The 14,724-nt window shown below is 68.7% G+C and carries 12 protein-coding genes and 1 pseudogene; 8 read left to right on the forward strand and 5 right to left on the reverse strand.

Features of this window, described 5'->3' with window-relative positions; all coding sequences use genetic code 11:
- The first annotated feature begins 27 nt into the window (after positions 1-27).
- Positions 28-3,225: a hypothetical protein gene (locus BST12_RS34210; protein WP_170062091.1), complete on the forward strand. Its 3,198-nt coding sequence runs from the start codon at positions 28-30 to the stop codon at positions 3,223-3,225.
- Here the strand turns inward: BST12_RS34210 and BST12_RS09875 are convergent.
- Entirely contained in the window at positions 3,222-4,088 is an 867-nt protein-coding gene (locus tag BST12_RS09875; RefSeq protein WP_083112934.1) for a MaoC family dehydratase, read from the reverse strand. The two genes, BST12_RS34210 and BST12_RS09875, sit on opposite strands and share 4 nt — an antisense overlap.
- An 88-nt stretch (positions 4,089-4,176) precedes the next feature.
- Between BST12_RS09875 and BST12_RS09880 the strand changes: the two genes are divergently transcribed.
- Both BST12_RS09880 and BST12_RS09885 read left to right on the forward strand, forming a co-directional pair.
- Positions 4,177-4,890: a histidine phosphatase family protein gene (locus BST12_RS09880; RefSeq protein WP_083112935.1), complete on the forward strand. Its 714-nt coding sequence runs from the start codon at positions 4,177-4,179 to the stop codon at positions 4,888-4,890.
- 54 nt (positions 4,891-4,944) lie between these two features.
- Complete coding sequence (locus BST12_RS09885; protein ID WP_083113032.1) at positions 4,945-6,900, forward strand: SDR family oxidoreductase; 1,956 nt, start codon at positions 4,945-4,947, stop codon at positions 6,898-6,900.
- Positions 6,901-6,999: 99 nt separating this feature from the next.
- Here the strand turns inward: BST12_RS09885 and cmaA1 are convergent, their stop codons facing one another.
- Both cmaA1 and BST12_RS09895 read right to left on the reverse strand, forming a co-directional pair.
- Positions 7,000-7,863, reverse strand: coding sequence for a cyclopropane mycolic acid synthase CmaA1 (gene cmaA1, locus BST12_RS09890; protein WP_083113033.1), 864 nt, complete (start codon positions 7,861-7,863; stop codon positions 7,000-7,002).
- Between the two features lie 33 nt (positions 7,864-7,896).
- Positions 7,897-8,378: pseudogene (locus tag BST12_RS09895) on the reverse strand (transposase); the annotation flags it as partial.
- 88 nt (positions 8,379-8,466) lie between these two features.
- Here BST12_RS09895 and BST12_RS09900 point away from each other — a divergent pair.
- Genes BST12_RS09900 through BST12_RS09910 form a run of 3 tightly spaced genes read left to right on the forward strand, consistent with a single transcriptional unit; the run spans position 8,467 to position 10,184 of the window.
- Positions 8,467-8,766 (forward strand): hypothetical protein, encoded by a 300-nt coding sequence (locus BST12_RS09900; RefSeq protein WP_245850205.1) that lies wholly within the window; start codon positions 8,467-8,469, stop codon positions 8,764-8,766.
- A 3-nt stretch (positions 8,767-8,769) separates the two neighbouring features.
- Positions 8,770-9,174: a hypothetical protein gene (locus BST12_RS09905; RefSeq protein WP_083112937.1), complete on the forward strand. Its 405-nt coding sequence runs from the start codon at positions 8,770-8,772 to the stop codon at positions 9,172-9,174.
- Complete coding sequence (locus tag BST12_RS09910; RefSeq protein WP_139801584.1) at positions 9,171-10,184, forward strand: nucleoside hydrolase; 1,014 nt, start codon at positions 9,171-9,173, stop codon at positions 10,182-10,184. Before BST12_RS09905 ends, BST12_RS09910 begins: the two co-directional genes overlap by 4 nt.
- Here the strand turns inward: BST12_RS09910 and BST12_RS09915 are convergent.
- Positions 10,091-11,335, reverse strand: coding sequence for a PPE family protein (locus tag BST12_RS09915; protein ID WP_083112938.1), 1,245 nt, complete (start codon positions 11,333-11,335; stop codon positions 10,091-10,093). The genes BST12_RS09910 and BST12_RS09915 overlap by 94 nt on opposite strands.
- A gap of 110 nt (positions 11,336-11,445) precedes the next feature.
- On the opposite strand from BST12_RS09915, the gene BST12_RS09920 reads away from it, so the two are divergent.
- Positions 11,446-11,823, forward strand: a complete 378-nt coding sequence (locus BST12_RS09920) for a hypothetical protein (protein ID WP_083112939.1) — start codon at positions 11,446-11,448, stop codon at positions 11,821-11,823.
- Here BST12_RS09920 and BST12_RS09925 read toward each other — a convergent pair.
- A complete protein-coding gene (locus tag BST12_RS09925) occupies positions 11,786-12,898 on the reverse strand; it encodes an enolase C-terminal domain-like protein (protein ID WP_083112940.1) in 1,113 nt (370 codons plus the stop codon). The two genes, BST12_RS09920 and BST12_RS09925, sit on opposite strands and share 38 nt — an antisense overlap.
- A gap of 45 nt (positions 12,899-12,943) precedes the next feature.
- On the opposite strand from BST12_RS09925, the gene BST12_RS09930 reads away from it, so the two are divergent.
- On the forward strand, positions 12,944-14,722 hold the full coding sequence (locus tag BST12_RS09930) for a glycoside hydrolase family 15 protein (protein WP_083112941.1): 1,779 nt from the start codon (positions 12,944-12,946) through the stop codon (positions 14,720-14,722).
- Positions 14,723-14,724 lie beyond the last annotated feature (2 nt).

The raw sequence follows: 14,724 nt of genomic DNA on the forward strand, positions 1-14,724 counted from the left end.
ACGGTGACGGTGTAGGCGGTGCCGTGCTTGTCTTGGTTGACCGCATACATCGGCACCAACGGCCTTAGCGGCGCCATACCCACCAGCGGCGGCAACGGCGGGGCCGGCGGCAACGGCTTCAACGCCACCACGGCCGCGGCATCCGCCGGCAGCGGCGGTAACGGCGGCAACGGCGGATCGGTGGGCAGCGGTGGGGCCGGCGGCAACGGAGGCAACGGCAGCAACGCCACCGCGGCCGGCGGCAACGGAAGCAACGGCGGTAACGGTGGCAACGGCGGCAACGCCGGCGTCCACGGTCTGGCCGGCGGTAACTCGGGCAACGGCGGTAGCGGCGGCAACGGCGCCAACGGCATATCCACCACCAATAACGGCGCCGGTGGCACCGGCGGCAATGGCGGCAACGCCGGACACGTCGGCGCCGGCGGCACCACGACCGCGTTCGTCGGTCACGCCGGCAATGGCGGTAACGGCGGCAACGGCGCCACCAACAACCTTGAAACGGGCCCCGGCGGACGCGGCGGCAACGGCGGCAACGCCGGGACTGTCGGCACCGACGGCAATGGCGGTTACGGCGGCCACGGCGGTGACGGCGCCGACAATGACGGCACCGGAACCTCGGCGGCCGGCGGGTCCGGCGGCCGCGGCGGCGACGCCAGCGCCGGCGGCGTCGCCGGTCGCGGCGGCGACGGCGGAAGCGGCTGCAACGGCGGCCAGGGTGGAGCCGGCGGAAACGGCGGCAACGCCACCGGCGGGACCGCGGGCAGCGGCGGCAATGGCGGCACCGGCGGTCGCGGCGCGCAGTCGCAGAACAACTCCGGTGTCGGCGGTGCCGGCGGGGCGGGCGGCAACGCGGGCAGCGGCGCCGCAGCCGACGGCGGCAACGGCGGCAGCGGCGGGGCCGGTGTCGGCGGCGCAACCGGCGGGGCCGGCGGCAACGGCGGCAACGCCACCTCCGGCGCCGGCCAGGCCGGCGCCGGAGGCAACGGCGGAAACGGCGGCGACGGCCAGCTCGACATCAACAATGGTGCGGGCGGGACCGGTGGCCACGGCGGCAACGCCGGCACCATCGGCGCCCCTGGCAACGCTGGGGCCGGCGGTGCCGGCGGGGCCGGCGCCAACGGCGACGCCTCGCAAAACCAACTCGACGGCGGGGCCGGCGGATCGGGTGGCGCCGGGGGCAACGGCGCCGGCCACGGCGACGGCGGCAACGGCGGCAGCGGCGGCAACGGGACGTCCGGAGGTAGCGGCGGAGCCGGCGGCGCCGGCGGCAACGCGGGCACCAACGGCAACGGCGGTGCCGGCGGATCCGGCGGATCCGGCACCGCTGGCGCCGCCGTCCACAACCCCAAACCGCTGCCCGCGTCGCAACAACCCCCGGCGCAGGCCGGCACCACGGGCGCTGATGCCAGCGCACCCAATGGCATCGATGGGGGCAATGGAGGCCCAGGCGCCAATGGCGGTACCGCGCAGCCGGGCGGCGCCGGCGGTGGCGGCGGCAACGGCGAAATCCTGCACAGTTCCAACGGCGGCAGCGGCGGTAGGGGCGGCAATGGCGGCATCACCGACGGCACCGTCGCCGCCGCCGGCGGCAACGGTGGTGGCGGCGGTGACGGCCACTTCGACGGCAGCGGCGGTAACGGCGGTAACGGCGGCACCGGCGGCACCGGGGGCGACGGCGGCAGAGGTGGCGGCCCTGGGGGCAACGCGGGCAATGGCGGCAACGGCGGATTTGGCGGCGGGACCGGTGGCAATGGTGGAGTCGGCGGTTTCGGCAGCGGAGACGGCGGCATGGGCGGCGGCGGCGGCACGGGCGTGTCGGGTAGTACCGGCGGCAGCGGCGGCGCCGGTGGCGCCGGCGGCGCAGGCGGCTCGGTGACGGGCAATGGCGGCAACGGCGGCACCGGCGGCACCGGCGGCACGGGCGGCAACGGCGCCGACGCCGTCACCAATAACACCGGCGGCAGAGGCGGCGACGGCGGCAAGGGGGGCGGCGGCGGCCAGGGCGGCGCCGGGACCGACGGCGGTACCGGCGGTCAGGGCGGTAAGGGCGGCACCGCAGGTGAAGGCGGAAAAGGCGGTTCGGCGCCAAGCAACCCCGGCACCAACTCCACCTCCGGCGGCCAAGGTGGCGACGGCGGTCAAGGCGGGGCCGGCGGGGCCGGCGGCGACTCCGACACCGGTAACGGCGGGCAAGGTGGCACCGGCGGCACCGCAGGAAACGGCGGCAGCGGCGGCACTACGCCCCGACTCGGCATCGGCAACCAGTCCGGCGGCAACGGCGGTCACGGAGGTCAAGGCGGGACCGGCGGCGGCGGCGGCAACTCCAACAGCGGCAACGGCGGCCTCGGTGGAACCGGAGGTATCGCCGGCGCCGGCGGTAGTGGCGGCGTCGGGCCCGACGACGGGCAGGGCACCATGTCCGGTGGCCAAGGCGGCACCGGAGGACGAGGCGGTGCCGGTGGAAACGGGGGCAACTCCGTCTCCGGAGCCAACGGCAATGGTGGTTCCGGAGCCGATGGCGGCGCTGGCGGCAACGGCGCGGACACGGTGCTCGCGCTTGATTCTCAGTACGGCACCAACGCTGTCGGCGGCGGTGGTGGTGGCGGCGGCGCCGGCGGCACCGGGGGCAACGCCGGCACCGGTGCCGGCAGCCCCGGCACCGGCGGCAAAGGCGGCAGCGGCGGCAGCGGCGGTAACGGCGGCGCCGCCTACGTCGAGACCAACCCCTCCATCTTCAGCGGAAATGGCGGCTACGGTGGCGGCGGCGGCGCCGGCGAAACAGCCTCTGGCGTTACCGGCGGAGCCGCCGGTGCCGGTGGCGGCGGCGCTGGGGGCGGCTATCAAAACGTATTCGGACTGTTTACCGGCGGTGGTGGTGGCGGTGGCGGCGGGGCCGCGTCCGCCGCCGTTGCCGGCGGCGGCGCGGGTGCCGGCGGCGCCGCGGCGACCGACACCACATTCACCGGTGGCGGCGCCGGGACGCCAAGCAGCGGCAGCGGTGGTGGTGGCGGCGGCGGTGCCACCGCTGGGGATGGCCAGGACTTCGACGGTAACCCCGGCACCGGCAGCACCGGCGGCGTGGGCGGAAACGGAGGCAACCCCCAAAACGATCTCGGCAACAACGGCGGCGACGGCGGCCAAGTCGGCAAGGGCGGCGCCCCTGGCTTGGTCGTGACATTCCCCGACATCGCCACGGGCAACGGCACCCCAGGTATGGACGCCTAAGGCTCGACGTACTCCGCCGCGCCGTCGTCCAGCACAACCCGGGCACCCTCGGCACCGGCGACCTCGGTGCGATACACCGCACGGCCCGGTTCGGTGCGCCAGATCAGCGTGCTCAGCGTCTCTCCGGGGAACACCGGCGAGACGAACCGCGCCGCGATCGAGGTGATATTGGCGGCCACGCCGCCACCCAGCTCAGCCACCAACGCCCGGCCCGACACGCCATAGGTGCACAGCCCGTGCAGGATCGGCTTGGGAAATCCGGCCAGCTCCCTGGCGAACCAGGGGTCGCTGTGCAGGGGGTTGCGGTCGCCGGACAGCCGGTAGATCAGCGTTTGGTCTTCCCGGGTGGGCAGGTCGATGCGGGCGTCGGGCTCGCGGTCGGGAAATTCCGGCGCCACGGCCCGCTCACCCCGTTGCCCGCCGAAGCCGCCCTCGCCGCGGATGACCAGCGTGGTCAGCGTCTCGGCGACCAGGGTGCCGGTGTCGGGATCGCTGCCACGACCACGCAGCACGATGATCGCGTTCTTGCCTTCGCCCTTGTCCTGGATGTCGGCCACCTCGCTGACCACCGACAGCTTCCCCGCCGGCGGCAGCGCCCCATGCAGCCGCACACTTTGCGAGCCGTGCAGCAGCATCGCCCAGTTGAACGTGCCGACCTTGGCCGCCGCACCGAACGCCGGGCAGCAGATCACCGCATAGGTCGGCAACACCTGCTGGGTGATGCCGTGGCTGTTCTCGGTGGTGAACGACAGGTCCTCGGTCCCGGCTCCGACACCGAGTGCGTAGAGCAGCGTGTCCCGGTCGGTCCACTCGAACAACATCGGCTCGGTCACCGCGCCGACGGCACTCGGGTCAATCGCCATGCGAGTCTCCTCTCGATTGAAGAACTTTTCGGCACTTAACCATCGCAAACCCTTCCCTCCAACGCTGTCGGCAGGGCAGGCTATCGCCATGGCGAAGCGCACCATGATCTGGCAAGCCCACAAAGTCCTCGCGGTGCTGGCCGTGGCGGTGTTCGTCGGCGCCTGCGGCGGCGGCAGCCCGCAGGCACGCACCATCACGTTGACGTTCATCCGCAACGCGCAGTCCCAGGCCAACGCCGACGGCGTCATCGACACCAGCATGCCGGGCCCCAGCCTCACCGCCGAGGGCAAAGGGCAAGCTCAGCAGCTCGCCCACCAGGTCGGACACAACGAGTTCGACAGCATCTACTCCTCCCCCATGGCCGCCGACCAACAGACCGCCGGCCCCCTGGCCAGCGAAATCGGCAGGCAAGTCGAGATCGTCCCCGGCCTGCAATCCCTCGATGCCGGCTGGTACAACGGCAAACCCGAATCGATGGCCAACTCGACCTACATGCTGGCACCGGTGGACTGGATCCAGGGCGATACCAAGAATGCCATTCCGGGCTCCATCAACGGCACCGACTTCAACTCTCAGTTCACCGCGGCGGTCCGCAAGATCTACGACAGCGGCCACAACAAGCCGGTCGTGTTCGCTCAGGGCGCCGCGCTCATGGTGTGGACGCTGATGAACGTCAAGAACCCCAAAGAGAGCCTGCTGACCAGCCATCCGCTGCCCAACATCGGCCGCGTGGTGATCACCGGTAACCCGGTGACCGGCTGGACCCTGGTGGACTGGGACGGCATCCGCAGCTTCACCTAGGTAGTTGAGCCTAGGTAGTTGACGGGTGCGGTCGCACCCCGCACGATGGGCTACATGCGGTATGTCGTTACCGGCGGTACCGGGTTTCTTGGTCGCCGCGTCGTATCCCGTCTGCTGGACGCACAGCCCGATGCGCACGTATGGGTGCTGGTGCGCCGCCCCTCGCTGGGCCGCTTCGAACGACTGGCCACCGGGTGGGGCGAACGCGTAAAACCGCTGGTCGGTGAGCTTCCCCAGCTCGAGTTGACCGAGCAGACCCGCGCCGAACTGGGCGATATCGATCACCTGCTGCACTGCGCAGCGGTCGGCATTGAGGGCACTGAGGCCGTGGTCGCATTGGCGCGACGGCTCGATGCGACGCTGCACCATGTGTCGTCCATCGCCGTTGCCGGCGACTTCCGGGGCGAATACACCGAGGCCGACTTCGACGTCGGCCAAAGCCTGCCGACGCCGTATCACCAGAACGTGTTCGAAGCCGAGTCGCTGGTGCGCGGCACCGCCGGGCTGCGATATCGCATCTACCGTCCCGCGGTGATGGTGGGAGATTCGCGAACCGGCGAGATGGACAAGGTGAGCGGGCCTTATCACTTCTTCGGCGTGTTGGCCAAGCTGGCTGTCCTGCCCTCGTTCACCCCGCTGCTGCTGCCCGACATCGGGCGCACCAACCTGGTCCCGGTTGACTACGTTTCCGATGCGCTCGTGTCACTTGTGCACACGGCCGGCGCCGACGGCCGGACGTTTCACCTGACTGCTCCGAAAAACGTTGGGCTACATGGTGTTTACCGCGGCGTCGCCGGCGCGGCCGGACTGCCCCCAATGCTCGGGTCCCTGCCGCGCTCGATGGCCGCACCGGTGCTCAAGGCCAGCGGGCGCGCGAAGGTGCTGCGCAGCATGGCCGCCACCCAACTGGGCATCCCGCCCGAGATCTTCGACGTGGTGGACACCGCGGCGACGTTCACCGACGATAACACCCGAAATGCGTTGCGCGGCAGTGGAATCGAAGTCCCCGAATTCAGCGGCTATGCGCCCACACTGTGGCACTATTGGGCTGAGCACCTCGATCCCGATCGCGCTCGCCGTAGCGATCCGCTGGTGGGCCGGCATGTCATCATCACCGGCGCGTCCAGTGGCATCGGCCGGGCTTCGGCGATCGCGGTCGCCGAACGCGGCGCGACGGTATTCGCACTAGCCCGCAACGCCGACGCGCTGGACAAGCTGGTCGCCGAAATCCGGGCCAACGGCGGCCAGGCTTACGCATTCACTTGCGACGTAACCGATTCCACATCCGTCGAGCACACCGTCAAAGACATCCTGGGCCGCTTCGACCATGTCGACTACCTGGTGAACAACGCTGGCCGGTCCATCCGCCGCTCGGTGGTCAACGCATACGACCGGATGCACGACTACGAACGGGTGATGGCCGTCAACTACTTCGGTGCGGTTCGGATGGTGCTGGCGCTGCTGCCGCACTGGCAGGAGCGCCGGTTCGGCCACGTCGTCAACGTGTCCAGCGCCGGCGTGCAGGCCCGAAACCCCAAGTACAGCTCGTATCTGCCCACCAAAGCCGCACTCGACGCGTTCGCCGACGTGGTCGCCACCGAGACCCTGTCCGACCACGTCACGTTCACCAACATCCACATGCCACTGGTCCGCACACCGATGATTGCGCCGTCGCACCGGCTCAACCCGGTACCGGCCATCAGCCCCGAGCACGCCGCGGCCATGGTGGTGCGCGCGCTTGTCGAGAAGCCGGTGCGCATCGACACCCCCCTGGGCACGCTGGCCGAGGCCGGCAACTATTTCGCGCCGCGGCTGTCGCGGCGGATCCTGCATCAGCTCTACCTGGGCTACCCCGATTCGGCTGCCGCACGCGGAGTTTCGGCGCCGCAGGCTCCGCCGGCTCCGCACAAGCCCCGGACGCCCGCTGCACCCCGCCCAGCCCGACCCCGGCTAGGGGTGCCCGCCCCCGTCAAACGCCTGGTGCGTCTGTTACCCGGCGTGCACTGGTGACCCCATATCCCGCGAGCGTGCACGTCTGTACGCAACACGCCGCGAGGTATTGGCATTCTGCGCACCCTCGCCGCCCGAAAAGCCACGAGAAGCCAGACCTCACTTCTCGCAGGTGAACTGGTTGACGTCGATGTACCCGATGCGGAACATCTCCGCGCAACCGGTCAGGTATTTCATGTAGCGCTCGTACATCTCCTCGGACTGCAGCGCGATGGCCTGATCCTTATGGGCTTCCAGCGCGGCCGACCAGATGTCGAGGGTCCTTGCGTAGTGCGGCTGCAGCGACTGCACGCGGGTCACGGTGAAGTCGTTCGCGGTGGCGCGCTCTTGCACCATCGGTATCGACGGCAACCGGCCGCCCGGAAAGATCTCGGTGACAATGAATTTCACGAATCGGGCGAACGTGAAAGACAGCGGCATACCGCGTTCCTTCATTTCCAGCGGATGCAGCCCGGTGATGGTGTGCAGCAACATGATTCCATCGTCGGGCAGCAGCCGGTGGGCCAGTGTGAAGAACGCGTCGTAACGCTCATGCCCGAAATGCTCGAAGGCACCGATGGATACGATCCGGTCAACCGGCTCGTCGAACTGCTCCCAGCCCTGCAGCAGCACCCGCTTGGCGCGCGGGCTGTCCGACGCCGCGAACAGCTGCTCGACGTGGCGGGCCTGATTGCGGCTCAAGGTGAGGCCGACGACATTGACGTCGTATTTCTCCACCGCACGCATCATGGTGGCGCCCCAACCACAACCGACGTCGAGCAGCGTCATGCCGGGCTGCAATCCCAGCTTGCCCAGCGCCAGGTCGATCTTCGCGATCTGCGCCTCTTCCAGCGTCATGTCCTCGCGCTCGAAGTAGGCGCAACTGTAGGTCTGGGTGGGGTCTAAAAACAGCCGGAAGAAGTCGTCGGACAGGTCGTAGTGCGCCTGTACATCGTCAAAGTGCGGTTTCAGGTCATCAGGCATTGGCACAGCTTAGTCGGCGTATCTTGAGCGCGGTGCAGCGTCGAATCCTGGTGACCGGCCACCAACAGAGCCCTTGGCTTTGCTGGTCGATCCGATCTCGGCGTTCGGGAATGGTGTATTTGATTCTCTTGAAACGGAATTGGGCGCGGGTGCTCGGATGTGAGTGGGTCTTGTCTGAGAGCAACCGGAAATCGGTGCCACCCAGGGCGTCATCGGCGCAGGATTGGTTGTAGTCGTCGAGCAGGGCATCAGTTGGGGTGTCGCAGCAGTCAACCGGATCGCGACGGGGCCTTGGCGCTGAGTTGAGCCCGAACGCGGCTGCGACGCGGGCGAACATCTCATCGTAGGTACCGTCCAGCGACCATCGGTAATTACGCTTCCATCCGTTTTCCACAGCCCGAACTGAGCAGGCATATCCCGCTACGATCTGCCCGTATAGAACCGCCAAGCAATCCCTTGCAGGATCAACCGGCGATCACTAAACCTGTTGTCTTGCTTGCCTAATGCGAAAGCATTAACGGCTCTACCACCGACCAAAACTCATCAGCAATGGTCTTTTGATACTGAAGTGCGGGCGACCAGGACCTTGGCTACACTGCCGCTGTGCAGCAGCATCTGCGTGTCGATACCGGTGGTCTGCAGACCATGGCCACACGCTGGGGCGCCGCAGCCGGCGAACTCAACGCGACAGTGGCTCCGACGGGGCTTGGTCTGTCGGGTCAGCCCAGCGCTCTGGCAGTCGACGGCGCCCACTCCGATGTCACAGCTTTTTCGGCGGCGTTAGCCGAACGGATAGGTGCCCGGGCCGTCCATGTCGTCGAGGCTGATACTCGCTACGCTGCCAACGAGACAGATTCGGCGAACATGCTGGCCGCCGTGGCCAGTCCGGTGATCCGCGTCTAGCACATGTCAGCGGTCACCGCGTTCCCCACCCTTTCGCAGCTGGTGGCCTGGCCCACCGAGCATCTCTCCCACGCCGCTGACCACTGGAAGGCTGTCGCCGGGCGCTGCTACGGGGTAGCCAACCAGGTCTGGCGAGACGCCCTGGCAGTGGATTGGCAAGGGGCGACCGCCGACGCGATGCGTACCGACACGCGGTCTGACATGTTGACGGCCAGTGCGGTGGCCGACCAGTTGCACGAGGCGGCCAAAGTGGCCCGCAGCGCGGCCTCGGACTTGTATGCGGCGCGCTCGCGAGTGCGCTACGCGCTCGAGGATGCCCGCGCGGCGGGATTCGATGTCGTGGAGGACCTGTCGCTGGACGCTGCCACCGTCGTCAGGCATTGGCACAGCTTAGTCGGCGTATCGTGAGCGCGGTGCAGCCCGTTTTCGCCGACGTCGACACCGGCATCGATGACGCGCTGGCATTGATCTATCTGCTGGCGAGCGAAGACTCCGACTTGGTCGGCATCGCCTCGACCGGCGGGAACATCCCGGTCGGCCAGGTGTGCGCCAACAACCTCGGCCTGCTCGAATTGTGCGGCGCCCCAGCCATACCCGTATCCAAGGGTGCCGACGAGCCACTCTGCGGCCACTGGCCCGAACGCGGAAACTTCCACGGTCCAACGGGTTTGGGCTATGCGCAGGCGCCACCCACCGAGCGCCGGCTCACCGACTACGACGCGACGACGGCCTGGGTGCGTGCCGCGCATGCCTTTCCGGGCGAGCTGATCGGCGTGGTCACCGGCCCGCTGACCAACCTGGCGCTGGCGCTGCGCGCCGAACCCGCGCTGCCGACATTGTTGCGCCGCCTGGTCATCATGGGCGGCGCCTTCGGAGACCAGCAGCAGGCCGAGTGGAACATCCGGGTCGACCCGGACGCGGCCGGTGAAGTGTTCGCCGGTTGGGCTGGGCGACAACGACTTCCGATCGTGTGCGGTTTGGAGCTGACCCAGCGGGTGGCTATGACACCGGAGATCCTCGCCAGGCTTTCGGGCCCTGCTCCGGTGATCCGGTTCATCGAGGATGCGCTGCGGTTCTACTTCGAGTCCCATCGGGATCGGGGCTTTGGCTATCTGGCGTATCTGCATGATCCACTGGCCGCCGCGGTCGCGCTGGACCCCGAACTGGTCGCCACCCGCCCGGCGACGGTGGAGATCACCGCGGCCGGCGCAACCGTCGCGGATTGGTCACTAAACCGAGAAGCCAACGCCCACATCGGTATTGGCGTCGACCCGGCCGACTTCTTCGACCGGTTTATCGGTCGGGTCGCCGCGCTCGCAGGCGCTTATTCGGACATGGGCGGCGGAGGCGGCGGAGGCGGCGGAGGTGCCGGCGTCACCACTACCGGCGCAGCCTCAGGCGCAGGCACGGATAAGTAGTCACCAGCCGCCATCAGGTCCAGGCCGAGCAACCGCGGCGGCGCGAACGCCAATCCGGTGCCCACACTCCATGCAGCACCGGTATCGATAAGGCCGCCGGCAGTCGCATAGGTGGCGGCGCCGGTGAAGTCACCATGCGCGAGATCTGTAGCCGCCACACCGAAGTCGCCAAAAGCCATGGCTCCCTGGCGGCCCAGCATCGTCTGGCTAGCCGAGCTCAGCTGCGCGACGAACGACTCGTTGGTCGCCCCCAGCCGTCCGAACAGATCGGCCGCAGCGGGCACGACCGGCGCCACTCTGGCTATCGGCGCGGGAGCCAGCAGGTGCCCGGCGGTCGTCGCGTCCAGACCTATCAAGCTGGGAACGGCGGCAGCCCTATTGGTGGCCACCACCGTCTGCGCGCCGGCCTGATACAGCGCGCCGGCGGCGCCGTACTTGGCGGCTGTGGCCACATCCCCGCGGCGCAGCGCCTCGGAAGCCGCGGCGTAGTTACGACCGGACACTTGTTTCGCTTTGGCGAGCTGAGCGTCATTGGTGAACTTCATCTGAGCCAAGAAAGCCTGATTTGTCGCACTCAGCTGGGCGGGAATTCCGGTATCGGCGGCGGCGCTGGCCAGCTGGCCCGGCAAAGATTGCAACGCTTGCTGCCACGGCGACAATTTGGCGGCCACCGCCGATACCGCGCTGTAGTAACCCGCCATCGCACCCACGTTGTGGGCCCACATTCCCTCGTATTCGGCGTCGGCCGCCGCGATCGCCGGGGCGTTGAACCCGAACAAATTCGAAATCGCCAGCATTCGCATGCGCAAGCGGTTGGCCGCCACGGCAAGGGGGTGGGTTACCGCGGTCCGCACCGTCTCGAAGCTGGAGGCCACCACCTTGGCCTGCAGGGCCGCGCCCCCGGCCTCGGTCGCCGCCCGGTTCAGCCACTGCGAATATTGGCCAGCCACCGCGGTCATGGCCTTGGCTGCCGAACCTTGCCACGGCCCTTCGGCCAGCCCGGAAATCAATGAGGAGAACGACGCCGCAGCCGAGCCGAGCTCGCCGCCCAGGCCGTCCCAAGCCGCCGCGGCGGCCAGCATCGGCTCTGAGCCGGGACCCGAATGGATTTGCGCCGAAATCACCTCTGGCGCCGACACACAGAAACTCATTACAGCCATCCCTTCGTAGCTGGTTTGCCGAGGAATCAAAAAAACACTACGACAAATTCCCCCCGCAAATAAGGGTTTTGAATTGGCAACAGATTGGGAAGCTAATAATCATGAAGCTTCGCCGCATCGAAATCCTGCGCGCGGCGTGGGGCGCAGTACTACTCTTCGCCCCGAGCGCGGTCCTCAGCGCGCTGCACGGGGTGCAGGCCGACCGCAAGGCGCTCGTGGTCACCCGCATTCTGGGGGCACGTCATCTGGTTCAGGCGTGGGTGTCGGGGATCAACCCCAGCCGGGGAATGCTTGCTGCCGGTGCTGTCGTCGACGCCATTCATTCGCTGACCGCGTTCGGATTAGGGATCCTCGACCGGCGCCGGCTGCAGGGCGGCGTTGCCGACGGCATCGTCGCGGCAGTGTGGGCGGGCTTCGGCTGGCACCAGGCCCGCGCCGAAATCACGCAACCCGATACTTCTCGAGATCGGCGTGCTTGACGGTGAGCCCGTGCCCGGGCGCGGTCCGGTCCGGACGTAACAGGCCACCCGGCTCGGGATCGATGGTGCCGTCGAACGCCAGGCCTTCGATGCGCACATGGTCGTGGAAGTACTCCAGATGGCGCAGGTGCCACACCGCGGTGCCGACGTGGGCGCTGATCTGCGGGGCGCAGTGCAGCGAGAGGTCCATGCCGCGCGCGTCGCACAACGCGGCGACCTTGAGCACTCCGGTGATACCCAGGGCCCGGGTGACGTCGGCCTGCAGGCAGTCCACCGCGCCCGCGGCCAGCATCTGGTGAAAGTAGGGCAGGTGGTAGCCGTACTCGCCGGCGGCGATGTCCATGCCGGCCGGCCCCCGCTCGCACAGCAGGCGCAGCCCGTCGAGGTCGTCGGAGGAGACCGGCTCTTCGAACCACCGCACGTCGTAGTCGGCGAAGCGCTGCGCCCACAGCAGCGCCTGCTTGCGCCCGAAGGCGCCGTTGGCGTCGACGAACAACTCGGTGTCCTCGCCGATCGCCGCCCGGGCGGCGGTAACCCGGTCGAGGTCGGCGTCGGGGTCGCGGCCCACCTTCATCTTGACCCGGGGAATGCCGGCCTGAACCCAGCCGCGCAGCTGCGCGGCCAGGGTGTCGTTGTCGTATGAGGTGAACCCGCCGCTGCCGTAAATCGGTGTGGCGTCATGCACGGCACCCAGGGCGATCACCAACGGCTCACCCAACAGTCGGGCCCGCAGATCCCACAGCGCAATGTCGACCGCCGAGATCGCGCTGGCCACCACGCCCGGCTTGCCCATGTTGCGCACCGCGTGCTGCATCTGCGCCCACCGCGCCGGCGGCTGCAGCGCGTCGGCCCCGGACAGGACGTCGGCCAGCTTGGCGTTCACCACCGTCGTGACGGCGGTGCCGCCGTAGGTGTAGCCCGTACCGACCTGACCGCCGGCCCGCACCGTCGCCAGGATGAAGGTGGTCGAATCCCAGCCCAGGGTGCCGTCGGACTCCGGGGCATCGGTGTCGATGGTGTAGGCCGAGGCTTCGACGGACTCCACGGGAATCGGCTCGCCGGCAGGAAATGTCATGTCGGGGTGACTACCCGCAACGCAAACCGGGTATGCCCGCAGCCAGTGAACGACAAAAACTACGGACCGCAACTGGCTGAACTGGTTTCGCCGCACGTGTTACGCGAGTACGCGTTGCTCGCCGACGGGGAACGCGGAATCGTCGTGGGTCCGCGTGGCGACTGCTGCTGGATGTGCTTGCCGCGCTGGGATAGTCCCGCGGTGTTCAACTCGCTGCTCGGTGGCGGCGGGCTCTACGCCGTCTCGCCGGATCATCCCCGGTTCGTCTGGGGCGGGCGGTACGAGGAGCAGTCGTTGATCTGGCGGTCGCGCTGGGTGAGCACCGACGCGATCGTGGAATGCCGCGAGGCGCTGGCATTTCCCGGCGACCCGCACACAGCGGTGCTGCTGCGCCGCATCAGCGCGCTCGACCGGCCAACCCGGATGCAAGTAGCGCTCGAGGTGCGTGCCGGGTTCGGCACCGAGCCCATGTCTGACCTGTCCCGCGCCGACGGGATATGGACCGGGCGGTCGGGACCGATCCGTTTCCGGTGGACCGGCGCGGGCCATGCCGCCCTGGACGACGACGGCTTCTTGCGAATGGTCGTCGAGGTCTCGCCGGGAGACGATCACGACCTGATTCTGGAAATGTCCGATCGCGAGCTGCCCAGCGACGTCGCACGGCCCAATGACGCCTGGCGGGACACCGAAAGTGCTTGGCACCAAGCGGTTCCGAATTTTTCCGGAACACTGGCCGACGACGACGCCGGTGTTTCGTACGCGGTCCTGCGCGGGCTGACCAGCCAGGGTGGCGGCATGGTGGCCGCGGCCACGATGTCGCTACCCGAGCGAGCAGAACAAGGCCGCAACTACGACTACCGGTATTGCTGGATCCGCGATCAGTGCTACGTGGGTCAGGCGGTGGCCGTCGCCGGCGCCCACCCGCTGGTCGACGACGCGGTTCGCTTCGTCAGCGAGCGCGTGCTTGCCGACGGACCGGGCCTCAAGCCGGCCTACTGCGTGACCGGCAACCTGGTGCCCGAAGAGCACGACCTCGATCTGCCTGGATATCCCGGTGCCACGGTCAAGTCCGGCAATTGGGTGACCGATCAGTTTCAGCTGGACGTGTTCGGCGAGGCGCTGCTGTTGTTGGCCGCCGCCGCGCGACTGGACCGCCTGGACAAGATGCACTGGAAGGCCGTGCACACGCTGGTGCAAGCGATCGAAGAACGGTGGCGCGAGCCCGACGCCGGGATCTGGGAGCTCGACAACCGGCGCTGGGCCCATTCCCGGTTGACGTGTGCGGCCGGACTGCGGCGCATCGCCGAGGTGGTGCCCGCGCGGCACGGCTCACAGTGGCAGCGCCTGGCCGATCTCCTGGTGACCGACACCGCGCTGGACTGCCTGCATCCGGACGGGAGATGGCAACGGGGACCGGATGATTCGCGGGTGGACGCCGCGTTGCTGGTTCCGGCGATCCGCGGCGCGGTTGCGGCGACCGATCCGCGTACCGTCGCCACCCTGCAGGCGGTGCGCGATGATCTGGGGCGAGACGGCTTCGTCTACCGTTTCCGCCCCGACGAGCAACCGCTGGGTGAAGCCGAAGGCGCCTTCCTGCTCTGTGGGTTCCTGATGGCGCTGTCCGACCATCAGCAGGGCAACGACCTGGCGGCCGTGCGCTGGTTCGAACGCAATCGCACCGCCTGCGGTCCGCCCGGTTTGTTCACCGAGGAGTTCGACATCGGGCAACGACAGTTGCGGGGCAATCTGCCCCAGGCCTTCGTCCATGCCCTGTTGCTGGAAACCGCGCATCGCCTGGCCGACCCGGCCGATCCGCCCGCCTGACT

Origin of the sequence: Mycobacterium angelicum, assembly GCF_002086155.1 — a bacterium.
Classification (GTDB): Bacteria; Actinomycetota; Actinomycetes; order Mycobacteriales; family Mycobacteriaceae; genus Mycobacterium; species Mycobacterium angelicum.

What these genes read in the sequence shown, in the direction of transcription:
- BST12_RS09875 (WP_083112934.1), bottom strand. Translation starts at nt 4,088, where the DNA reads ATGGCGATTGACCCGAGTGCCGTCGGCGCGGTGACCGAGCCGATGTTG.
- BST12_RS09880 (WP_083112935.1), top strand. Translation starts at nt 4,177, where the DNA reads ATGGCGAAGCGCACCATGATCTGGCAAGCCCACAAAGTCCTCGCGGTG.
- BST12_RS09885 (WP_083113032.1), top strand. Translation starts at nt 4,945, where the DNA reads ATGCGGTATGTCGTTACCGGCGGTACCGGGTTTCTTGGTCGCCGCGTC.
- cmaA1 (WP_083113033.1), bottom strand. Translation starts at nt 7,863, where the DNA reads ATGCCTGATGACCTGAAACCGCACTTTGACGATGTACAGGCGCACTAC.
- BST12_RS09905 (WP_083112937.1), top strand. Translation starts at nt 8,770, where the DNA reads ATGTCAGCGGTCACCGCGTTCCCCACCCTTTCGCAGCTGGTGGCCTGG.
- BST12_RS09915 (WP_083112938.1), bottom strand. Translation starts at nt 11,335, where the DNA reads ATGAGTTTCTGTGTGTCGGCGCCAGAGGTGATTTCGGCGCAAATCCAT.
- BST12_RS09920 (WP_083112939.1), top strand. Translation starts at nt 11,446, where the DNA reads ATGAAGCTTCGCCGCATCGAAATCCTGCGCGCGGCGTGGGGCGCAGTA.
- BST12_RS09925 (WP_083112940.1), bottom strand. Translation starts at nt 12,898, where the DNA reads ATGACATTTCCTGCCGGCGAGCCGATTCCCGTGGAGTCCGTCGAAGCC.